25 protein-coding genes and 1 riboswitch are annotated in these 21047 nt (G+C 40.0%); of the genes, 12 read left to right on the top strand and 13 right to left on the bottom strand.

All coding sequences use genetic code 11. The features are described 5' to 3' along the window. Window positions 1–229: 229 nt before the first annotated feature. Window positions 230–1099 (bottom strand): nucleotidyltransferase-like protein, encoded by an 870-nt coding sequence (locus FN924_RS04035; protein WP_143892181.1) that lies wholly within the window; start codon window positions 1097–1099, stop codon window positions 230–232. A gap of 124 nt (window positions 1100–1223) precedes the next feature. Between FN924_RS04035 and FN924_RS04030 the strand changes: the two genes are divergently transcribed. Next, on the top strand, window positions 1224–1640 hold the full coding sequence (locus tag FN924_RS04030) for a YgzB family protein (RefSeq protein WP_143897117.1): 417 nt from the start codon (window positions 1224–1226) through the stop codon (window positions 1638–1640). A gap of 111 nt (window positions 1641–1751) precedes the next feature. On the opposite strand, the gene perR is transcribed toward FN924_RS04030, so the two are convergent. The 9 genes from perR to FN924_RS03985 form a co-directional block, all read right to left on the bottom strand. After that, window positions 1752–2195: a peroxide-responsive transcriptional repressor PerR gene (gene perR, locus FN924_RS04025; protein ID WP_143892180.1), complete on the bottom strand. Its 444-nt coding sequence runs from the start codon at window positions 2193–2195 to the stop codon at window positions 1752–1754. A gap of 202 nt (window positions 2196–2397) precedes the next feature. Continuing rightward, window positions 2398–2952: a cob(I)yrinic acid a,c-diamide adenosyltransferase gene (locus tag FN924_RS04020; RefSeq protein WP_143892179.1), complete on the bottom strand. Its 555-nt coding sequence runs from the start codon at window positions 2950–2952 to the stop codon at window positions 2398–2400. Between the two features lie 2 nt (window positions 2953–2954). Continuing rightward, entirely contained in the window at window positions 2955–3905 is a 951-nt protein-coding gene (locus FN924_RS04015) for a D-2-hydroxyacid dehydrogenase (protein ID WP_143892178.1), read from the bottom strand. A 178-nt stretch (window positions 3906–4083) separates the two neighbouring features. Then, window positions 4084–5193: an aminopeptidase gene (locus tag FN924_RS04010; protein WP_143892177.1), complete on the bottom strand. Its 1110-nt coding sequence runs from the start codon at window positions 5191–5193 to the stop codon at window positions 4084–4086. A 195-nt stretch (window positions 5194–5388) separates the two neighbouring features. Next, entirely contained in the window at window positions 5389–5928 is a 540-nt protein-coding gene (locus FN924_RS04005; protein ID WP_143892176.1) for a PilZ domain-containing protein, read from the bottom strand. Between the two features lie 8 nt (window positions 5929–5936). After that, complete coding sequence (locus tag FN924_RS04000) at window positions 5937–6653, bottom strand: EAL domain-containing protein (RefSeq protein ID WP_143892175.1); 717 nt, start codon at window positions 6651–6653, stop codon at window positions 5937–5939. A gap of 79 nt (window positions 6654–6732) precedes the next feature. Then, a riboswitch (cyclic di-GMP riboswitch) is annotated at window positions 6733–6817 on the bottom strand. A 71-nt stretch (window positions 6818–6888) separates the two neighbouring features. Next, entirely contained in the window at window positions 6889–7194 is a 306-nt protein-coding gene (locus FN924_RS03995; RefSeq protein WP_143892174.1) for a hypothetical protein, read from the bottom strand. Between the two features lie 233 nt (window positions 7195–7427). Next, window positions 7428–7898 carry a thioredoxin-dependent thiol peroxidase gene (gene bcp / locus FN924_RS03990; protein WP_143892173.1) on the bottom strand — a complete coding sequence of 157 codons (471 nt, stop codon included), beginning with the start codon at window positions 7896–7898 and terminating at the stop codon, window positions 7428–7430. 68 nt (window positions 7899–7966) lie between these two features. Next, a complete protein-coding gene (locus FN924_RS03985) occupies window positions 7967–8380 on the bottom strand; it encodes a potassium channel family protein (RefSeq protein WP_228409556.1) in 414 nt (137 codons plus the stop codon). A 76-nt stretch (window positions 8381–8456) separates the two neighbouring features. Here FN924_RS03985 and FN924_RS03980 point away from each other — a divergent pair, with 76 nt between their 5' ends. The 6 genes from FN924_RS03980 (at window position 8457) to FN924_RS03955 (ending at window position 15668) form a co-directional block, all read left to right on the top strand. Then, a complete protein-coding gene (locus tag FN924_RS03980; protein WP_143892172.1) occupies window positions 8457–9158 on the top strand; it encodes a response regulator transcription factor in 702 nt (233 codons plus the stop codon). After that, complete coding sequence (locus FN924_RS03975) at window positions 9155–10165, top strand: sensor histidine kinase (RefSeq protein WP_143892171.1); 1011 nt, start codon at window positions 9155–9157, stop codon at window positions 10163–10165. Before FN924_RS03980 ends, FN924_RS03975 begins: the two co-directional genes overlap by 4 nt. An 88-nt stretch (window positions 10166–10253) precedes the next feature. Further along, on the top strand, window positions 10254–11030 hold the full coding sequence (locus tag FN924_RS03970) for an ABC transporter ATP-binding protein (protein WP_143892170.1): 777 nt from the start codon (window positions 10254–10256) through the stop codon (window positions 11028–11030). Next, a complete protein-coding gene (locus tag FN924_RS03965) occupies window positions 11005–12918 on the top strand; it encodes an FtsX-like permease family protein (RefSeq protein WP_143892169.1) in 1914 nt (637 codons plus the stop codon). Before FN924_RS03970 ends, FN924_RS03965 begins: the two co-directional genes overlap by 26 nt. Window positions 12919–12982: 64 nt before the next feature. Beyond that, window positions 12983–14278, top strand: coding sequence for a glutamate-1-semialdehyde 2,1-aminomutase (locus tag FN924_RS03960; RefSeq protein WP_143892168.1), 1296 nt, complete (start codon window positions 12983–12985; stop codon window positions 14276–14278). A 319-nt stretch (window positions 14279–14597) separates the two neighbouring features. Next, window positions 14598–15668 carry an FUSC family protein gene (locus FN924_RS03955; protein ID WP_143892167.1) on the top strand — a complete coding sequence of 357 codons (1071 nt, stop codon included), beginning with the start codon at window positions 14598–14600 and terminating at the stop codon, window positions 15666–15668. Between the two features lie 142 nt (window positions 15669–15810). Here the strand turns inward: FN924_RS03955 and FN924_RS03950 are convergent, their stop codons facing one another. Genes FN924_RS03950 through FN924_RS03940 form a run of 3 tightly spaced genes read right to left on the bottom strand, consistent with a single transcriptional unit; the run spans window position 15811 to window position 16663 of the window. Further along, window positions 15811–16077: a hypothetical protein gene (locus tag FN924_RS03950; protein ID WP_143892166.1), complete on the bottom strand. Its 267-nt coding sequence runs from the start codon at window positions 16075–16077 to the stop codon at window positions 15811–15813. Between the two features lie 12 nt (window positions 16078–16089). Beyond that, window positions 16090–16386 (bottom strand): TIGR04104 family putative zinc finger protein, encoded by a 297-nt coding sequence (locus FN924_RS03945; RefSeq protein WP_143892165.1) that lies wholly within the window; start codon window positions 16384–16386, stop codon window positions 16090–16092. A 16-nt stretch (window positions 16387–16402) separates the two neighbouring features. After that, the gene (locus FN924_RS03940) at window positions 16403–16663 is read right to left on the bottom strand and encodes a hypothetical protein (protein ID WP_143892164.1); all 261 of its coding nucleotides are present in this window, start codon (window positions 16661–16663) and stop codon (window positions 16403–16405) included. Between the two features lie 279 nt (window positions 16664–16942). On the opposite strand from FN924_RS03940, the gene fosX reads away from it, so the two are divergent. The 5 genes from fosX to FN924_RS03915 all read left to right on the top strand — a co-directional run bounded on the left by fosX (window position 16943) and on the right by FN924_RS03915 (window position 21046). After that, window positions 16943–17362, top strand: coding sequence for a FosX/FosE/FosI family fosfomycin resistance hydrolase (gene fosX / locus FN924_RS03935; protein WP_143892163.1), 420 nt, complete (start codon window positions 16943–16945; stop codon window positions 17360–17362). 275 nt (window positions 17363–17637) lie between these two features. Continuing rightward, complete coding sequence (locus FN924_RS03930; protein ID WP_228409555.1) at window positions 17638–18459, top strand: PHP domain-containing protein; 822 nt, start codon at window positions 17638–17640, stop codon at window positions 18457–18459. Next, window positions 18456–19262 carry a sugar phosphate isomerase/epimerase family protein gene (locus tag FN924_RS03925; RefSeq protein ID WP_143892161.1) on the top strand — a complete coding sequence of 269 codons (807 nt, stop codon included), beginning with the start codon at window positions 18456–18458 and terminating at the stop codon, window positions 19260–19262. Before FN924_RS03930 ends, FN924_RS03925 begins: the two co-directional genes overlap by 4 nt. Then, window positions 19243–20043: a 5'/3'-nucleotidase SurE gene (surE, locus tag FN924_RS03920; RefSeq protein WP_143892160.1), complete on the top strand. Its 801-nt coding sequence runs from the start codon at window positions 19243–19245 to the stop codon at window positions 20041–20043. The genes FN924_RS03925 and surE overlap by 20 nt, the downstream gene beginning before the upstream one ends. After that, window positions 20036–21046 carry an ABC transporter substrate-binding protein gene (locus FN924_RS03915; protein ID WP_143892159.1) on the top strand — a complete coding sequence of 337 codons (1011 nt, stop codon included), beginning with the start codon at window positions 20036–20038 and terminating at the stop codon, window positions 21044–21046. Before surE ends, FN924_RS03915 begins: the two co-directional genes overlap by 8 nt. Window position 21047: the final 1 nt, after the last annotated feature.

Raw genomic sequence — 21047 nt, 5'->3', positions numbered from 1 at the left:
ACGCTTATTAATATATCATGTTCCAAAATCGAAAGTCAATAACTTTTTTAAATCATTTTCTCTTTCGTTTTCACCAGAGGCTCATTGCGCCTGGATAGTTATCCTATCACAGAATGAATAGGAAGGTAAAGAGTTAAATCATTCCATTATGAGCAGATAAGAAAAAGAGTGAAGCCTAACGCTCACCCTTTTATCGTATGAAGCTATTTAGATGATGTGACGGATTCCTTTACTTCTTTACGTAGTATTTCCGTTGGAAGATGTCTCGTCCTTTTGTTTCTTCTAATTCTACTGCAAGAATACCTTTTTCCGTTAAGTAAGCAACCTTTGAACTTAAGTCAAGGGCATACGGCTCGAGATCTGGGTGTACTTTTAATTCTCCGAACGACCATGCTTCTTCTTTCGTAGCCATTACATCCAACAGATGCTTTGCACATGTTCTTGCTCTGGAGCTCGTTGCTACTTCTACCGCTAACAGCATAAGCTCGACTTTTTTATTCGTTTCTTCGTCGCTCTTAATCAATTCTTCATATAACTTGTATGCTTCCGAATCAATTCGCTTTACTTGGTTCCAGACCGTAACTTCTGGGTGATAGCCTTTTTCAATAATGGCTAGACGCGCTAAATAATGAAGAGAACGTAGCACTCGGCTATACGCGTCTAAGTATTGCTCCGTTTGGAATAAGTCTTTTGCTTCACTATAGCTTCTCGTAAGCTTAGCAAACTCCAGCGCCATTTTTAATTCTCGTTGCTCGTGCGGAAATTGGCTCAATTCTTCTTTTAAATTCGCTACATATTCATTTCGATCAAATACCGTGACACCACTCATAATCCATTCCACCGCATTACGGTATGTACTTGTTTGGATCCATTCTTTCAACAAATCTTCATCGACCACGTGCATCGCAGCTGTCTTCCCATCAAATTCGTAGTGCTTCACGAACCATTTTTGTTCAGGGTCTTGGACAATAACTAACAGGATAACATCAAAGTTATCGGTTACCGGACTAACTGGTTTATTCTTTTCAATCAGCAGTACCCCTAATGTGTTCGCTTGGCTTGCTCGCTTTTGATAAATGGGTCTTAGTAAATCTTCCATGATACATCCCCCAATAATTAGATAAAATCTAAATTCTATAAAATCATGCGAATTCCTTTTTCTATCCGGAAATTTTTCTCGATTCTTTCTTCCATTGTGTAACAGTTTGGACAAGATTATAATGATGGTATTGTGCTATACTTCTTTATGGAAGAAACAAGGAGGGTTTCCGGTGGCATTACAATATACTAACAAAATAAACAGAATACGTACATTCGCCTTAAGCCTTATTTTTATCGGATTCGGGATTATGTATATCGGACTGTTAGTGAAACAAGTGGCATGGCTTATGCTGTTATTCTTCATATTAGGATTATTATCGATTGTCTTCAGTACCGTTGTGTACTTTTGGATAGGGATGCTGTCGACAAGGGCCGTCCAAATCATCTGTCCATCTTGCGAAAAGCCAACGAAGATGCTTGGTCGAGTGGATGCCTGCATGCATTGTAAACAGCCATTAACCATGGATAAAGATTTAGAAGGTAAAGAGTTTGATGAGAAATACAACTCGAAAAAATATAAAAAGGCAAATCAGAAATAAGAATCTGTCCACGCGTGGACAGATTCTTTTATTCCTTTCTATTATGTATCCAAATGGTATATATAAAAGCCTCTCTATCCTATCCGGACAAAGAGGCTCTCGCACATACTATTAATGCTTCACTAAAGACTTTTCCTTACAATCAGCGCACGTACCATAAATCTCCATTCGGTGGTCTCTAACATCAAAGCCAGTTACCTTTTCCGCTAATGACTCTACTTCATCCAAGCTCGGATAATGGAAATCAACAATCTTGCCGCACTCATCACAAATAATATGATAGTGATCACTCGTATTACAATCAAATCGGCTAGAGGAATCCCCATAGGTTAATTCTCTTACTAGGCCAATTTCACGAAAAACGCGCAAGTTGTTATACACGGTTGCAACACTCATGTTCGGAAATTTTCCTTCTAATGCTTTGTAAATATCGTCTGCTGTTGGATGGATTTTAGCGTTCAAGAGATATTCAAGAACCGCATGACGCTGAGGTGTGATTCTGACTCCTGAATTCTTCAATCTGTCCACTGCCTCTTGTAGTTTTATTTCAGACATCGTCATGCACCTCACTTTCAATAACAGATTATTTTTTCAGTTACCTAATTAATTGATTACGTAATCATAATTGACATTCGTTACTATATTTGGTTTTTTTATACACTGGTCGGATTATTAGTTTGTAATTCTTACAATTAGTGTAACCGCTTAGTAAACATTCTGTCAATAAAAGTATATTAATTACCATTAGGAAATATACTTAATCCACCTCTAAGGGTAGCTCGGTTCCACCTGTTTTCACGTTTACATAGCGGGCTGCGACAAATAAAAAATCCGATAAACGATTTAAATAAGCAATGGCCAGGCTATGCTTTTCTTCCTCGCCAATGGCGACTGCACAGCGTTCCGCTCTTCGTACTATCGTTCTTGCCGTGTGTAACGTCGTCGAGGCTAACGTACCAGATGGCAGGATAAAGTTTTTTAATTCTGGTAAGGAAGCATCCCATGCATCGATTTGCTGCTCAAGCTCCTCGACGTGCGTTTGTGTTAGCTTCCACAACACTTCTTTATTCGAAGGTGTTGCTAACTCCGAGCCAACATGAAATAAAATTGTTTGCACTCGCTGCAATGCTTTTATGAATTTACACTTTCCATCAAAATCCACTGCTTGCATATGACTTACTGCAACTCCAATTATGGAGTTCGCTTCATCACATGTGCCGTAGGCTTCCACGCGAATATCATGCTTTGCTACTCGTTTTCCATATAGGAGTGAAGTCGTACCCTTATCGCCCGAACGCGTATAGATTCTCACACTTAATACCCCCGATCTGGATCTATTTCATTTTCGTATGTACCTTTACCGTCCAGATATACGTTTAAATTGTGTTTGAAAATAGCTATGGCTCTCGGCAAGTAATGTACCGATTTCCCAGAAAGATGTGGAGTGATTGTTACATTTGGTTGGTCCCATAATGGATGATTTGTTGGCAAAGGCTCCGGATCGGTTACATCTAAAACCGCATGAGCAATTTGGTCAGTCTTCAACGCCTCCAATAACACCTCGCTTCGGACAGCATCACCACGCCCCATATTTAAAAAGATGGCTGATTCCTTCATGTGCTGAAAATGTTCTGTTTGATAAAAATAGTGCGTCTCTTGCGTACTAGGCAAAATTGAAACAACAAAGTCCGCTTCTGGTAATGCTTTATGAATCTCGGTAGAGGGATACACCTCATCAAAATATTCCTTTGCCTGTCCGCTTCTAGATATCCCAATCGTTTTCATTCGAAACGCTTTTGCTAGTCTAGCCAGCTCTTGTCCAATTGCCCCAGATCCGACTATCGTCATCGTACTTCCACTTATCTCGGTCATGTTCACGCGACGATCCCACACATGGTTCCTTTGATTTTCTATTAATGTCTTTGCTTGGCGATTCACTTGTAACAGCATGGAGATCGCATACTCTGCCATCGGGATTTGATGGATACCACGAGAATTCGTTACGAGAATGTTTCTTTCTTTTATACACGGAAATGGCATTTCATCCATTCCTGCTGATAACACCATAATCCATTTTAGTGCTGTTGCTTGGTCGATGAGTTCTTCATTCAAATCTTCACCATACGTTAATAAAATTTCTGCGTCTTTCAGGTATGGGAGTGCTTCTTCCATTTTGGAGTGAAAATGAAAGGTCATACGAGGATACGTATGGAGTAGTTCTTCCTTAATTTGCTCTGGTAATTTGGCCGTTGATAGGATGTTCATGTCCGTTCTCCTTCCCAGTTTGTACTACTTCTATATTACTCGTTTTAGAGCATGATAAAAAGCACAAGGAACTGGTCCTTGTGCCTGTCAAAAAGGGAGGTTCTTAAAACTGGTATTGAGTCGGGGTCATACTATAAGATATGCCCCTTCCCCGCTCTTGTATAGAAGCAATGCCTACTTATTTCAAATTAGATGGATTTAGGCCTTTTAATTCATCGATTACAAACAAGCCGTCTTTTCGAATTAAGACATCATCGAAATAAATCTCTCCACCACCATATTCCGGACGCTGAATTAACACCATATCCCAGTGGACAGAGGATTCGTTTCCGTTTGGTGCTTCATCATATGCTTCCCCTGGGGTGAAGTGAAGGCTACCAGTAATTTTCTCATCAAATAAGATATCTCCCATCGGTTCTGTGATTAATGGGTTTAAACCTAGCGCGAACTCCCCGATATAACGAGCTCCTTCGTCCGTGTCGAGAATTTCGTTAAGCTTTTCTGTATTGTTTGCAGTCGCTTTTACGATTTTCCCATTTTCAAACGTAAGCGACACATCATGGAACGTGAAGCCTTGGTAAGGACAAGGTGTATTATATGTAATCGTTCCATTTACACTATCTTTTACCGGAGCGGTGTACACTTCTCCGTCTGGAATGTTCCGTGCTCCCGCACACATGACAGCAGGAATATCTTTAATGGAGAAAGTTAAATCGGTTCCTTCTGCTGTGATTCGCACTTTGTCGGTTTTATCCATTAATTCCTTTAACGGCCGTTGTGCTTCTTCCATTTTCTTATAATCAACCGTACATACATCAATCAAGTAATCAAAGTACGTATCGTAGCTCATCTTCGCTTTTTGAGCAGCAGCTTGAGTTGGATAGTTGAGCAATACCCATTTTTTCTGGTCAATCAAATAATCATGGGATTCTTTCAAATGCTTCTGCCCTACTTGCCATACGGAGGCTGGAACTTCACTCATTTCCGCATCGTTTTCTTCTCCAACAATTTGGATGAAGGCATCTAAGTCTTTATATCTCTCCACGTTCCATTTGTTTTGTAAGATAAATCTCTCTTCCGGCGCACTCTGTACTTGTAATCGGTGAATCTCCGCATCACTAAGTTCTACATACGGAATCCCTTTTGCTTCATAAATTGCGTTAATTAATTCTTTAATAAGTGGTTTGGAATTTACCGTCCCAACAATGTGTACTTTTTCTCCTTCTTGAACCGTAATAGAATGATTCACTAATACCTTTGCTAACTTCGCTAAACGCGGATCCTTCACTCCAAATTCCTCCCTTTCTTTATGTATATACTTGTTTTCGGGGAGACTATCATGTTTTCCTGTTTGTATCCGAAATTTCAGTCTGGAGGCGGAGTACTTATTCCGTACCATTCAAAGTCTTAGCATCCTTTACCTTTAAAAAAATGACATTATGAAGACCATAAAAAAAGACCGGACATACGTCCGGTCTCCCGCTTAAGCAGTTGGTTCTCTTCGCTCTAATAATAATTGATTTAATACATTATGAAGACGCTCTTTCTCAGCCGAATAGAGATCCACAAATTGCGAGCCATAACGAATAAAATTATTTTCAGTACCGTTTAGTACTTCTTTTCTCAGAATCTCTGCTTTTAATGCGAAATATTCTCCTTTAATAGAGAATCGAATTTCAATTAAGATGTCCTTATTGATGGGAAGATCGTAAGGACAGACAAACATTACTCCACCTAGGCTAATATTAGCTAGGATTGCGTCAAACGTTTTGAATTTTAGTCTATCAAGCTGCTTATTTTCAAAATCAAGAAAGTGAATTTCACAGCTTTTGTCTAGCATTTCTAGTCTAAAATGGTCTCTTTCATTAAATTTTCGAATGGTCTCTTTCTGTTCAACATCTTCCAATGAAGGATGCATAGCTTCGTATTCGGAGAGCTTCCGTTGGGTGAATAGAAACAAAATAAATAGTAAAAGAACAACAGCTGTTTGTAGCAGGATAACCATTGCAACCAATGGATGCACGTTTTACCCTACGCCAATTCTTTTATCTGCTTCGGTTCACCTAGGATAAAGCCTTGTCCAAGTGGAATACCAAGTGATGTTGCGGTGTCTACCTCTGATGTCGTTTCTAATCCTTCTAATACGAGTTGAACATGTAGCTCATTACAGTAATGAATGAAATAGGAGACCATCCTTTGTTTTTCTTTCGAAAATTGAATATCTCTTGCAAAATATTGATCCAATTTCACATAATCCGGCTTCAACTCAATGATATAAGGAAGGTTAGAGTAGCCCTTACCAACATCATCAATGGCAAACTGGAACCCTAGCTTTCTCAATTCATTTATCTGTTCTCTAAATATGTCGAGATTTTCTACACTTTCTGTTTCCGAAATCTCAAAAATTACAAGTTGACTATTCAGGTTCGTTTCCGTCATAATCTCACTTAGAAAAGAGCGAAAATCTGGATTTAAAATCGTGGATGGAAATACATTTAAAAACAAATAATCCTCTTTTCCACCTAATCCTACATCCATGTAGGTCTGAATGGCTTTTTGAATGGACCCCGAATCCAATTCATAAAGCCTTTTGGCATGTCTTGCTTCCGAAAACACAAGCTCAGGACTATCATATTCCTCCGCCCTTAGCAGTACCTCAAACCCTATCCGTTTCCCTGCTTGCAAATCAAAGACAGGTTGAAAATGATGAAAATAGTGTCGATCCCTTATTAGTTTACGTATCGGCAAAAAATCTCCCTCCCTTACATTTTTTCATAAAAAAAAGGTCTGTCCGTCGAATCGGAACACACCTTACGAAGGTCTGCTGTTCGGCGGCTAGGCTACCATGGCATAGATGCTTTAGGTCCTTAGCTTTGCGTCCTTACCTTTCGATAAGTTTGCCTTTTCGTTGTCGCCTCATTTGGCTCTCATTATACCAAATAAATACAATTTGTCGACAATTTTTGTTATCGCTTCATTCTCTTTATTTAAAATACAAAGCCCTAAGCACATTCATGGCAATAATTGCCACGAACATCCCCCCATAAAAATAAGGAGACGCAACCTTCTTGTTTTTACTTTTAAGGATTTGTTGAAAAACGAGGTACAGGATTCTAAAAAAGAGTAACCCCAAAAAAAGAGCAGGAAAAAATAGACCAAGTGCTATGGCTAGATTTGGCTTCGGAAAGACGATGATCAATAGATTTACCATAACGAGAATGATCAGAAGAGAAATTAAGGAAGCTAAATCTACCGACGGCACACTTAACCAATTCCACAGTCTACGCAACCCCACACCTCCTCTAACCACCTTCATTCTATTATATCAATAAAATGAAAGCGCAACCATTATTTTACGAAAAAATTAATCAAACGTTTAATTAAATTGCACTACTACTTCCGTTCTATCAGTAATCCGCAGCTTTCATTTTCTGAACAATCCATCTCTCTCCAATGCCAACTACTACCCTCATTAAAAAAAGCATACCAAATCCTGCCGGAAATGGTATGCCCTCTTTCTCATCATGATAAGTTTTCTTTAATAAATTCCAACGCATCCTTCACGTGACCATCTACTTTTACTTTACGGTATTCTTTCTGAAGGACACCGTCTTGATCAATGATGAATGTAGAACGCTCAATTCCCATATATTCTTTTCCAAAGTTCTTTTTCAGCTTCCACACTCCATACTCTTCTGCTACTTTATGGTCTTCATCCACGAGCAGCTGGAATGGAAGATCGTGCTTTTCTTTGAATTTTTGGTGGCTAGCCTCTGAATCTGGGCTAACACCTAGAATGACGGCATCCAATTCTTTAAAGCTTTCATGGTTATCACGGAAATCACATGCCTCTGTTGTACAGCCTGGTGTATCGTCCTTCGGATAAAAATATAATACAACGTGTTTGCCTTTTAAATCTGAGAGCTTAACGGTTTCCCCCTCATTTGATATCAATGCAAAGTCTGGTGCTTGCTTTCCTACTTCTACTGTCATGATTTGCTTCCCTCCATAATGAACTTATCTGTACGTTTAGAGTAACGAATTGTGCCGTAACAATCAACTTAGCCGTCTTTCTTTCCTGTGGAATGGTGCTGATACACCTTTAAAAAGAACGCAGCAGGCAATATGTATCCAATTAAAGCTTCTGCCAACGCAAGCAGTCGACCAAAACCTACTGGGGTGATGTCTCCATATCCAACTGTCAGCAAGGTTACCCCACTAAAATACAAGGAGTGTGCCATTGATTCGATGACTCCAACTTCCTTTAAACTATTCCCTTCCAACAAAATCACACCGTGAAAGGATAAGGCAAAGTACATAATGGCAAAGCTTACTAATACAGTGAGGTACACAACAGCTAATGTATAAAAGATTTCCAGAGAGAAAAATCCTTTTGGATGAAAGTGTAAAAAGGTATATAAGCTGATTCCCATGAACAGGATGGTACCGATGATAATGAGCACGGTGATAAGCACGATTGAATCATCTCCTAATAGCTTGTTTCTTTTTCCCTTCTATTAGGTTACGATAAACAAAAAAAGGTGATGACAAATGAACAGGATTTATTTAGTAGAAGATGATCCTAAAATCGCCGAATTGCTAAGAGAATACTTGGAGAAATATGATTATCATGTTCAGCTCGCTACAGATTTTAGTGCTATTTTAGAAGAGTTTGAGACTATTCAACCGGAGCTCGTTCTGTTAGATATCAATCTTCCTCGCTATGATGGGTTTTATTGGTGTCGTAAAATACGCACGATTTCAAAATGCCCGATTATCTTTATATCTGCTCGAGATAGCGGCATGGATCAAGTCATGGCGATTGAAAATGGTGGCGATGATTACATAACAAAGCCGTTTGAATTTGAAGTAGTCTTAGCAAAGGTAAAAAGCTTGATGCGACGAGTGTATGGGGAATATGCCGTCGAGCAGCATGCCAATCATATTGAGCATTCGGGACTGATTTTACATATCGACGCAATGGAAATGGAATATAACGGAATGTCCGTACCGCTTTCCAAAAAAGAATTCCTCTTATTAAAGGAATTTATGCAAAACGAAAATCACGTATTGCACCGCAATCATTTGTTAGAAATCCTATGGGATGATCAAAGCTTTGTCGATGACAATACACTGAGCGTGAATGTAACCCGTTTGCGAAAAAGGTTAGAGGAGCTCTCTTTAGTAGATGCCATTCAAACCGTTCGTGGTGCTGGTTATAAGTTCGTTGCGAACTGGGGAGTGGAAGCATGAAGGGTTATTTGAAAGACCAATTATCGTTTATTTTGTTTTACTATTCTCAGGTGCTCCTGATTATTTTGGTAGCACAGCTGTACGCAATGAATGTTAATCAACCGATGAATGGTGGAACACTCCTTTATTTACTCATCCTGCCTTCTTGCTTTTTAATCGTGTATTTGCTGATTCGTTATCGCACGTTCCGCACTTATTACACAGAGGACATCGAGCGCAATAAGGAGCACGCTTGGCTGCCTGAGCCACCAAATGAGCTATTGCGTCGTCTTAAAAATCATTACGAAAAGCAATACGAATCCTATCAAACGGAATTAGAACAGCATGACGTACGAAAAAACAGAGAGCTTACATTCATTCAGCAATGGGTCCATCAAATGAAAACACCTATATCTGTCATGAATTTAACGTTACAAAAAGACAGAGCTTCACTTCCTAACGCAACCTTGGAGAGTATGTCTGAGGAACTAGATAAGCTTGAACGCGGATTGGAGCTAGTCTTATATCAATCCCGTCTACAGCAGTTTGACCGAGATTTTCATGTTGAAAAGTACGTGCTACGCGATCTTGTCACAGAGCACATTCAAGAGTTTAAATCGAGCTTTATAAGAAACCATACGTATCCTGATGTCCACATTCCGGAACACCTTGTCGTGTACACCGATCAAAAATGGATAAGCTTTGTCTTGAATCAAATTACCGCAAACGCGATTAAGTACGCGTCTCACTCTAATACGAAAATTCGTTATGAGGCCCAACAAGATGGTTCGGAATTGTACCTGTCCATTATCGATGAAGGCGTTGGCATCCCTAAACAGGATTTGCCTCGCATTTTTGACCCATTCTTCACGGGACAGAATGGGCGAACCTTCCGAGAGTCGACTGGCATGGGATTATTTTTAGCAAAAGAAGTGTGCGATGCTCTCGGTCATTTGATTCAAGTCACATCTGAAGTCGAAAAAGGAACACGTGTGATGTTGACATTCCGAAACCTTACAACATTGTAAGGTTTCTTTTCTGCTTTGAAAGCTTAATCAATAGGACATCTACATGTTTCTTTTTATACTTATAGTAGTAAACGTTGGAGGCAATAACATGACTATTTTATCGGCAAACAATTTAGTGAAAATATATGGGAGCAAGAAAGGTATCCAATATAAAGCGATTGACCATTTTTCCTTGAATATCGAGCAAGGAGAATTCGTTGGGATTATGGGGCCTTCTGGAAGCGGGAAAACAACGTTGCTCCATTTGTTATCAACTATTGATAAGCCTTCGTCTGGTCATATTTCCATTAATGGACAGGATGTTACCTCCCTTAAGAAGCACAAATTAGCGATGTTTCGCCGGAAGGAAATGGGTTTTGTATTCCAAGACTTCAACCTGCTCGATAGCCTAACAATCGGGGAAAACATTATGCTTCCGCTTACGCTTAACGGCGTAAGCGTCCGTGAAATGGAAAATCGGCTCGTCCAAGTCGTGAAGCAGTTGAACATTGATACACTCATCCAAAAACGGGTGTACGAAGTGTCCGGTGGTCAGCTCCAGCGTGCAGCCATTGCCCGGGCTATTATTCATGAGCCGTCGATTATTTTCGCAGATGAACCTACTGGGAATCTGGACTCTAAAGCTTCTTTGCAAGTGATGGACGCGTTTCACCGCCTCCATCAGGAACAGAAAACAACGACACTCATGGTTACTCATGATCCCTTTGCCGCCAGTTTCTGTCAACGGGTTGTCTTTATTAAAGACGGCAAGCTGTATAACGAGATGTATCGGGGAGATAATCGCCAAAGCTTTTTCCAAGACATTTTAAACGTACAATCCCTACTAGGGGGTGATCAGCATGACTTTTCGTCAATTCGTTTTTAACAACGTCAAGCGGAATACGAATCAGTACATTAGCTATTTTTTGAGCTGTCTATTTTCGGTGACCGTTTTTTTCATGTATTTGATGCTTGCTTTTCACCCTGAAATTAGAGCGGAAAACGAGACAATTGCGCAAGGGGTCCTTTTCACGGAAGTTTTGATATATGGGTTTTCGTTTTTGTTTGTCCTATACTCCACAGGTAGCTTTATGAAGTCTCGTAAAAAAGAGTACGGACTATTGACCACCCTTGGTATTACTAAAGGCCAGTTAAATCGAATGCTGATCGCAGAAAATACGATCATTGGAATCGGTTCGATTCTAGGCGGAATCACACTGGGTGCCTTACTTTCTAAAATTTTTTTGATGGTCTTTGCGGAGGTCATGGAAGTGAGTGAACCTTTCTCCTTTCACTTTTCCTGGCTGGCTGCAGGGACTACTGCATTATGTTATTTCATTATGTTTGAGTTAAATTCATTAATGGTCGTCTGGACAATACGGACAAACTCAATTATTGAACTATTTCGAGGGGCTATGGCTCCAAAAAAACAACCGAGGTTTTCATGGCTATTAACCTTGTTCGCTTTAGGCTTAGTTGGTTACGCGTATTACCTTGCTTTCACTGCTAGTCTTATTACGATTCCACAACGAATGGGAACCATCCTACTTCTCATCGTACCTGGCACTTATTTTTTATTTACACAAGCACTTATTGCACTAACCTATCTGTTTAAAAAAAAGCGCAGGCTCTATTTTCGCAATACGAACATGCTAACCATCTCTCAGCTTGTGTATAAATTAAAAGATAATGCTAGACTTCTATTTCTTGTTACGATTCTTAGCGCAGTGGCCTTTACTTCTTCCGGTGTCATGTACGGTACTCTAAAAGGTGCCGAGCATGAAGCGGATAACTTTATTCCACAGGACTTGTCCATTGCTACACTAGGAGAAGCACAAGTGAATGACCACCAAAAAGCTCTAAAGACATTTCGCCAGGAGATGAACGAAGCAGCGATAGATTACCGCTCCGAATCCATGGTCAATCTTCTCGTAACATTAGGAGATACAGAAAGTAATCGTGTTTCTCGGAATGAACAAGCTCAGCTTATTTCGCACACGGACTACAGGACGTTTTTAAAGCTTCAGGGGATTCATGAACCATTACCAAAGCAAAAGGTCCTTCTTTCGAATCCTTCCATTGTGTCCGAATTCATGGATCAGCCAGAGTCTATCACGATTTCATTAAATGGAAAGACGGAACGATTTGACGTTAAATTTCCAAAACACCCATTGGTAAATGCCAGCTCCTTTGCTTACACGAAGGTCGTTGTGTCGGATGATATCTATCAACAGTATTTGGAAGTTGCAGAACCAAAGGATTACATTTATTATACAGGGGTCAAAATTAATAATTGGGCAGGCCATGCAGAGTACCTAAACACACTTACAAGAGAATTACGCACTAGGAACGTAGATGTAGATGCTAAGCCTCAATTTTATACAACCATGAAAAGCAGCATGTCGTATGCTTTCTTCTTTGGGATTTTCATAAGTGTGCTTTTCTTCCTGGCAGCTGGATCGATTTTGTATTTTCGACTTTTTCAAGATATCGAAAAGGATTCTGCCCATTACAAGTCGTTGTATCGAATTGGGTTAACGCAGCGGGAAATGAAAAAGATTGTAACCCAACAATTGGGGTTTTTATTTTTCACCCCATTTGTCGTCGCTGTGATTCATGCGAGCTTTGCATTTAAAGCGCTACAAAATATGTTAAGTGCTTCATCGGTCATTCCAAGCCTTTGGATTATTCTTGGGTTTCTTATCATCCATAGTCTCTACTTTATTTTTATTCGTAACTTATATATTTCAAAATTGGAAAACATATTTATGTAGCCTTCGGAATATACGTAGGCTACTTTTTTGTTATAATGAGTCCTAGATTTAAGGAGGGTAAACGATGAAATTTACTGAATCAGAACGATTACATACAGAAGCACAACAGCATATCGTGGGTGGTGTTAACTCCCCTTCCCGCTCTTATAAAGCGGTTGGCGGTGGTTCCCCTGTTTATATGGAAAAAGGGCAAGGAGCCTACTTTTGGGATGTCGATGGAAACAAGTATATTGATTATTTAGCAGCATACGGTCCGATTATTACGGGACATGCGCATCCCCATATTACGGAAGCGATTACGAAGGCAGCACAAAACGGCGTGCTTTACGGAACACCTACCAAGCTTGAAAACAAGTTTGCCCAAATGCTAAAGGAAGCGATTCCTTCGATGGACAAGGTTCGTTTTGTTAATTCTGGTACGGAAGCTGTGATGACAACCATCCGTGTCGCAAGAGCGTTTACCGACCGAAACAAAATCATTAAGTTCGCTGGCTGTTACCATGGCCACTCCGATCTAGTTCTAGTCCAAGCTGGCTCGGGTCCTTCTACACTTGGTACACCGGATTCTGCAGGGGTTCCAACATCCATTGCCGAAGATGTGATTACCGTTCCATTCAATGACATCGAGGCATATAAAGAAGCGTTAAAGCGTTGGGGCGATCAAGTTGCAGCAGTTCTAGTAGAGCCCATCGTAGGGAACTTCGGCATCGTTGAACCGTTACCTGGCTTCTTACAACAAGTAAATGACTTAACCCATGAAGCTGGTGCCCTTGTTATTTACGATGAAGTAATCACAGCATTCCGCTTCACGTATGGAAGTGCTCAAAAAATAGTTGGCGTCGAGCCAGATATGACCGCCCTAGGAAAAATTATCGGTGGAGGTCTCCCTATCGGAGCATATGGTGGACGAAAAGAAATCATGGAACAGGTTGCTCCGCTTGGTCCTGCCTATCAAGCAGGAACTATGGCTGGAAATCCAGCTTCGATGTCTGCAGGGATTGCATGCTTAGAAGTGCTACAACAGGAAGGCATTTATGAAAAAATGGATCAGCTTGGTGCGATGTTAGAAAAAGGAATCTTAGAACACGCTCGTACACACGGCATCCAAATCACAATTAATCGTTTAGTTGGAGCATTAACCGTTTATTTTAACGATGAAAAAGTCATGAATTATGCCCAAGCCGAAGCAACAGACGGGGAACAGTTTGCGACATTCTTCAAGCTGATGTTAGGTCAAGGAATAAATCTTGCTCCGTCGAAATATGAAGCTTGGTTTTTAACCATTGCGCATACCAAATCGGATATTGTCGAAACATTGCACGCTGTTGAGCATGCATTTAAACACATGAAAAGTGAATAAATATGTGTATATCTGTTCGTAAAATTGTGTGAAATCAACATTTGAAAAATAATAGTGATTTTTTATGCAAAATTCTGAATATTAATTGATAAAATTTTCATGCTATGGTAATATATTTGTGAAACAATCATGCTTTTGTTGTCAATTTCAAATGACTTCCCTTTCAAAGCATGAAACTAGCTTCTGCATTCATCTGCAGAAGCTCTTTTTTTGTCTTTCTTTATTCTTTGGTATAATGACGGTGGTAACTTTGGAATATTGAACGAAAAGCCACCATACACTAAAAAGCTAGACTCGTGTATAACAAAGGATGGTAGATATGAAACTTGGAGCTAGAATGCTCAAAACGGGGTTAGCCGTTGCTATCTCTCTATATATTGCAAAGTTAATTGGTTTTCCATCCCCTGTTTTCGCAGGGATTACAGCAGTCTTTGCTATACAACCATCGATATACCGGTCATTCCAAACGATTTTAGAGCAGCTTCAAGCAAATGTGATCGGTGCATTCATTGCCATGATTATCGTATTCACGTTAGGGAACGACCCATTTGTCATCGGTTTTACGATCGTTCTCGTTATCGGAATTTGTATGGCTTTAAAAATGTCAGAAAGCACAGTAGCACTGGCGATTGTCGCCGTTATCGCTATTACTGAAACAACCGAGCTCGCCTTTACCGAATTTGCAGCGATGCGTTTTTCGTCGTTAATGCTTGGGATTTTATCCGCATTCGTTGTGAATCTCGTCTTTATTCCGCCGAAATATGAGACGAAGCTATTCCAACGAATAGACAAAACGACCGCAGACCTCCTGCAATGGTTACGAATTACGACTAGACACTTGTCTGACGAACCAGCATTAAAAGGTGAGCTAGATCGACTTGAAGAAGAAATTCAGTCGATCGATCAAACGTATCTCCTATTTAAAGAGGAACGTTCTTATACGAAGAAAAGTCAGTATTCAAAGGCAAGAAAATTAATCGTGTTCCGCCACCTAATTGCAGCAACGAAAGAAGCCTATGATGTATTAGAGGCTTTCCATAAACTAAACGAAAAAATCGAACAAGTTCCCAAATCCTTTCAGACAGCTCTTGTTCAAGAGCTCGACAAAGTGATTCACTCCCACGAGAAACTATTGCTAAGCTCGATGGGGAGAATAAAAAAACAGCACAAAGAAACGTTACAAGACATCTCAGAACCTGACATTCCGGTGCTTGTTGAAGAACTTATCCATCTTTATCAAAACGAAGAAGAAAACCGTTTAATGTTCCTTCCGCTAGCAACTCAGCTAATGGAATATAATCGAGAATTACGACATTTAAAATCTATTTTGAAAAGCTATCAGCAATATCATTCAGATGAGCATTTGGAAGTCGTTCGGAAGGATGTTTAGTTTGGGGCATGATCTCCATGAATTTGGGGATCATGCTTTTTTTGATGGGGATGTGGTTGTGGCAAGTGATGCAGTTGGAGACGAAAATGGCGAGTTCAATAAGGGGGGCTACTCGGACCGCAGTTCCGTCGCGGTCCGCTTTTTATTGGGGCACTTCTGCAGTCAACGGAACTTTCCTTGATATATGCATACCGATTAAAACTAGCATCATGGTGAGGACCGAACTTAGCCATCCCATAGCATCCAGCCAATAAGCGAAGACGTTCATTACGGCCACTGCATAAAAAGGTAATGCTTGAATGGAATCTTTAAGTCCTCGTTCCTTCCAATTTTTATTTGTCATCACTACAGAAAACGGAAGATAAGCGATAACGACAGTCGTTAATAATAGAAACAAAGCATCAATCATATTTGACCACCTTTACCACAAAGATTCTTCATGGTTAGCTAATCTCACAAGATAAGGATACATTATAATCGCCAGGGCAAACAATACTACTCCAATACCAAGTCCCACTATCATGGAGTTGCTCGCTATACCTGAAATAATCATGAAAGGACCAATAAAATTGAAGATCGCTAATCGTTTGCGAGCTGTTGCACTTATATATTGGTTTTGATTACAATGTGGGCACTTCATTTTATTCCCTAGAGTAAATGTTCGTCTTAATGTCTGCTGCCAAGTCCATTGTCTTCCACATTGTTGGCAAGTTGGCATGTATAAAACAACTCCTTTATCTATCTTTTGAAAAGTGAAGAAACTTCGTAAAGTATGCAGCTAGGAAAAGTAAAACAATGGATAATGTCCAACTAATAATCCCCATAAAATCTAACCAATACGCGCATAGATTAACGACAGCCATTAGATACAAACAAATCGAGGATAACGCTGTTTTCACTCCAGTAATACCTGCTTTTTTTCTTCTTTGAATTAATACAGCTATGGAAATACCCATTGCAATTACGAGTAAAATAGATAATACAATTGGCAACATATGGATTCTCCTTCTTGATGATGTACTACTATTAGTACGAATAAGTAGTCATAAATGTTTCGAACGTCTAACAGGGATGATTAATGAATATACCTCTATTAAAGCGACTCCTCTTCATGCTGATAAACTGGTAAGAATGTGCCTCCTTCCCAACCTTCCATTATTTTAACATAAACCCCAAATTACAAGACGTTCATTCCACATTGAACCTATATCTTAAACCTTTTGAAACACAATTTCTTTTTTTTCGTCTATATTAACAAGAAAGGATGGATAAGCATGCTTGAAGGAATTAGTCACATCACATTTGTTGTGAAGGATTTAGATAGAACAACGGCGTTGTTTAAAGAGTTATTTAATGCAAAGGAGGTTTATTATAGTGGAGAGAAGACCCATTCTCTTTATAAAGAACGCTTTTTCCTCATCGGAGGGCACTGGATAGCATTGATGGAAAGTGAGAATATCGTAAATAAAACCTACCATCACGTTGCTTTCAAAATTAATGAGGAAGATGTTGATGACTATGTAACTAAGATTCAAGACTTAAAACTAGAGATGAAGCCTCCTAGACCTAGAATACAAGGGGAAGGCTACTCCATTTACTTCTATGATTATGACCACAACTTATTCGAATTACATACAGGCACCTTAGAGGAGCGGATAGCATCCTATAAAACGGTAGACAATGGAGGAGCTTGATTTTCAAGTTCCTTTTTCTTACCCATCACCGAATATAAACAAACCGTAAATTTATTAACATTTGATTAATGAAATTCAGAACATTACTCGGGACTCACATCACCATAAACCCTGATAAATAAGCATCTTCAAAAGATAATCACTTATAGCACAGCTCTCCTAAATCTCCCCCTCTCTTTACACACCCTTAATAAAATTTCAATTTTCTATTTATACGAGATTAATATTCAAGGCGTAACATAGAAACCAAGATCGATAGATTGAGGTGAAGATACATGAAGATGGACTTACATATGCATTCCACATTTTCGGATGGGGAATGGACACCGCAACAATTAGTTCAATATGCAGCAGATCACCACATCCATATGATTGCCATTACCGATCATGATGAAATCGCTGGATACCACGAAGGGATTACTTATGCAGAAACCATGGGAATAACACTTATTCCCGGTATTGAACTGAATACAGATGGTCCAGATGGGGAACTCCACATCTTAGGCTATCAGTTTGATCCTAATGCTCCTGTTCTTTTGAATCATATTAAAACGAGACAGGAGCAACGAATGGATTGGGCTAGGCAAATTGTCCAAAAGTTACAAGCTTTAGACTTTAACATCACCTTCGAAGACTGTATGGCCCACGCAGCCGGCGATGTCATTGTGAGAACACACATTGCAACAGAGCTGTTTGCGAAAGGTTATTTTTCATCACCAAGACAAGCATTTAACGTTCTTTTACGCAAAGGAGCACCTGCTTTTTGTCCTCGTGCCCCTTTTACAGCTGAAGATGCCATTTCACTTATTCACAAAGCTGGTGGAAAAGCTTATGTGGCACATCCAGGCATATACACGTTCCCCGTACATATCGATCGACTAGTCGAGTATGGAATAGATGGTATTGAAGTTTTTCATTCAAAACACACTCCCGGTCAAACTGACTTTTGGCGAGACCGAGCGTTAAGGCGTGGACTGCTTATGTCTGGTGGGAGTGACCATCACGGACCAAATTCACGAAACCCATTTCCAATAGGAAGTGTGGAAATGGACGAGGCTTGTATTACTCAGTGGCGAGAAAAGGAGGGAATATTATGAAACTGTATGTATCTTCCTCCCTACTGTGGGCATATGAACCAAACGATGTCATTAAATTGGCCAAGCAATTCCACTTCAGTGGTGTGGAAATTTGGGCAGAGCATGTCTGGCATTATCAAGCTTCTATCCGTTCTATTCTACAGGCACAGCAAGATTATGAGTTGGAACTTTCATTACATGCTGCCAGTTGGGATTTAAATATAGCTTCTATTAACAAAGGTGTTAGACAACAATCCATCATAGAAATTGAGAAGTCGCTTGTTCTAGCAAAAGAATTAAACGCAACAAACGTCACCATCCACCCGGGTAGAAGAACTTTACAGGATGAATGGAAAGAAAAGCATGAGCAGCTGTTAATCGAAAACCTGCAAGCCCTAGCAGATAAAGCAGATAGACTCGGAGTAACCCTATCTATCGAGTTAATGGAACCAATCCAAAAAGAATTCATTACAGAGCCTCCATCCATGAACTATTTATTAAACCATCTACCAGAGAATGTTCATACAACTTTTGATGTGGCACATGTACCGTTAACTGCAGATCCAATCGATTATTTTCGTCAGTTAAATCGTATTAATAAAGTCCACATCAGTGATTCCACAGAAGATGCTTACCATGTCCCGCTAGGAAAAGGTTCTATCAAACTGGAGCGTATTCTAGAAGAACTAGTTTCATCCAATCTACCTGTTGTAGTAGAAGGCTTTGATAATAACCGCTCTCTCTCAAAGCTGCAACAAAATCTTTCTTATTTATCCAATCCATCCATCCTGAGGAGGGAAAGCGTTGAGAATTTTAGTTACTAATGATGATGGCATCTTCCATCCCGGTCTAGAAGCCATGGTCAATGTGTTACAGCATTTTGGAGACGTATATGTAGTCTGCCCAGATAAAGAGCGCAGCGCCATTAGCCACTCCATTACATTAAGAAACCCATTAAAAGCCATTCAAACGAGCCTCTTTTCCTCTGGTGTCCACTCTTGGATGGTTAATGGGACTCCAGCTGACTGTGTAAAGCTTGCCTTGGAAGTACTAATGAAAGAACCGCCCGATATTGTTTTTTCGGGGATTAATATAGGACCAAACTTAGGGAGGGATGTTTATTACTCTGGAACCATTGCCGGAGCAACAGAAGCAGCCTTATCCGAAGTACCGGCAGTTGCCGTCTCACTTGCATCCTTAGATGGAAGTAACATCAACTATCAGCAGGTGAAGCCGTTGTTTTACCAAATCGCGGAGGTGATCTTACAAAATCAAATTCAAAAAGGAATGATGCTTAATATTAATTTACCTTATACATCCAAAGAACTTTGCCGTGGAGTAAAAGTGGTTCCATTAGATATGACTGTTGCTCGGTACCGTTACGTTGGTCTTAATGATCCACATGGCCAACTTTATTACTGGCTAAAGGATGAATATCAACAGCTCACAGGGCTAGCAAAGGATAAAGACTTCGCCGCTTTACGTGAAGGGTTTATTACAGTGTCCCCTGTTGAAATGCGCGGGACACAAAAACGAAAATTGGACCAAATGAATCGTTGGTTCTATCCATTTAATCGAAACAAGGAGGAAATGTTCCATGTCTAAATTCAAATTAGGTGTCGCTGCACTATTAAGTATTACATTATTCACAGGATGTGCTGCTCAAGGAGAAACGACAAATTCAGGAGATGTATCTGGTGATTTATCCTTTTATACGTCCCAGCCCGACGTAGATGCTGAGCAATTAGTATCTGCTTTCAACGAAAAGTATCCAGATGTAAACGTAAATATTTTCCGTTCTGGTACGGAAGAAGTAATTAGTAAGGTAATGGCTGAACAAGAAGCTGGAGATGTACAAGCTGACGTTCTTTTAGTAGCAGACGCTGTAACGTTCGAAAGCTTAAAGGAACAAGAAATGCTCCTTTCCTACAAATCAGAAGAAGCAAATGAAATTCCGGAAGAATTTGTAGATCCAGATGGTACGTACACAGGAACAAAAGTCATGTCCACTGCTTTAGTCGTCAATTCGGAAAAAGTATCAGAGATGCCAACCTCTTGGAAAGTGCTTTCCGATCCTAGTTCTAGCGGTAGTACAATCATGCCAAGTCCATTATACTCTGGTGCTGCAGCATATAACCTTGGTGTGCTAACTCGTAACGATGACTTTGGGTGGGACTTTTATGAAAGCTTAAAGTCCAATGACATTACCGTAACCGAAGGAAATGGCGCAGTATTGAAAGCTGTAGCTGCTGGCGAAGAATCATATGGAATGGTTGTCGATTTCATCGTCGCACGTGCAGAAGCTGAAGGCTCTCCTGTAAAGCTCGTCTATCCAGAAGAAGGGGTCCCTGTTATCACCGAGCCTATTGGAATTATGAAAAATACGAAAAACGAAGCTGCTGCGAAAGCATTTGTAGACTTTGTTTTATCGGAAGAAGGACAAAAGCTAGCTGCTGAAATTGGATATACACCAATTCGTAAAGGGGTAGAAGCACCAGAAGGATTGAAAACCATTGAAGAAATGGACGTGCTAAATGCGGATATTAAAGAGCTGTACCAAGCACGTGAAGACGATAAAGCCCAATTTAGTGAACTGTTTGGAGAATAAG

Source organism: Radiobacillus deserti, from assembly GCF_007301515.1.
GTDB lineage: Bacteria > Bacillota > Bacilli > Bacillales > Amphibacillaceae > Radiobacillus > Radiobacillus deserti.
The sequence above is the reverse complement of the archived record's forward strand: the minus strand, read 5'-3'. Positions and strand labels throughout refer to the sequence as shown.

Coding starts and splice junctions, on each gene's coding strand:
- FN924_RS03950 (WP_143892166.1), bottom strand. CDS start 16,077: ATGATTGATGCTTTGTTTCTATTATTAACGACTGTCGTTATCGCTTAT.
- FN924_RS04015 (WP_143892178.1), bottom strand. CDS start 3,905: ATGAACATCCTATCAACGGCCAAATTACCAGAGCAAATTAAGGAAGAA.
- fosX (WP_143892163.1), top strand. CDS start 16,943: ATGCTTGAAGGAATTAGTCACATCACATTTGTTGTGAAGGATTTAGAT.
- FN924_RS03965 (WP_143892169.1), top strand. CDS start 11,005: ATGACTTTTCGTCAATTCGTTTTTAACAACGTCAAGCGGAATACGAAT.
- FN924_RS04035 (WP_143892181.1), bottom strand. CDS start 1,099: ATGGAAGATTTACTAAGACCCATTTATCAAAAGCGAGCAAGCCAAGCG.
- FN924_RS03960 (WP_143892168.1), top strand. CDS start 12,983: ATGAAATTTACTGAATCAGAACGATTACATACAGAAGCACAACAGCAT.
- perR (WP_143892180.1), bottom strand. CDS start 2,195: ATGTCTGAAATAAAACTACAAGAGGCAGTGGACAGATTGAAGAATTCA.
- FN924_RS03915 (WP_143892159.1), top strand. CDS start 20,036: ATGTCTAAATTCAAATTAGGTGTCGCTGCACTATTAAGTATTACATTA.
- FN924_RS03930 (WP_228409555.1), top strand. CDS start 17,638: ATGAAGATGGACTTACATATGCATTCCACATTTTCGGATGGGGAATGG.
- bcp (WP_143892173.1), bottom strand. CDS start 7,898: ATGACAGTAGAAGTAGGAAAGCAAGCACCAGACTTTGCATTGATATCA.
- FN924_RS03970 (WP_143892170.1), top strand. CDS start 10,254: ATGACTATTTTATCGGCAAACAATTTAGTGAAAATATATGGGAGCAAG.
- FN924_RS03945 (WP_143892165.1), bottom strand. CDS start 16,386: ATGCCAACTTGCCAACAATGTGGAAGACAATGGACTTGGCAGCAGACA.
- FN924_RS03940 (WP_143892164.1), bottom strand. CDS start 16,663: ATGTTGCCAATTGTATTATCTATTTTACTCGTAATTGCAATGGGTATT.
- FN924_RS03955 (WP_143892167.1), top strand. CDS start 14,598: ATGAAACTTGGAGCTAGAATGCTCAAAACGGGGTTAGCCGTTGCTATC.
- FN924_RS03975 (WP_143892171.1), top strand. CDS start 9,155: ATGAAGGGTTATTTGAAAGACCAATTATCGTTTATTTTGTTTTACTAT.
- FN924_RS03980 (WP_143892172.1), top strand. CDS start 8,457: ATGAACAGGATTTATTTAGTAGAAGATGATCCTAAAATCGCCGAATTG.
- FN924_RS04030 (WP_143897117.1), top strand. CDS start 1,224: ATGGTATTGTGCTATACTTCTTTATGGAAGAAACAAGGAGGGTTTCCG.
- FN924_RS03925 (WP_143892161.1), top strand. CDS start 18,456: ATGAAACTGTATGTATCTTCCTCCCTACTGTGGGCATATGAACCAAAC.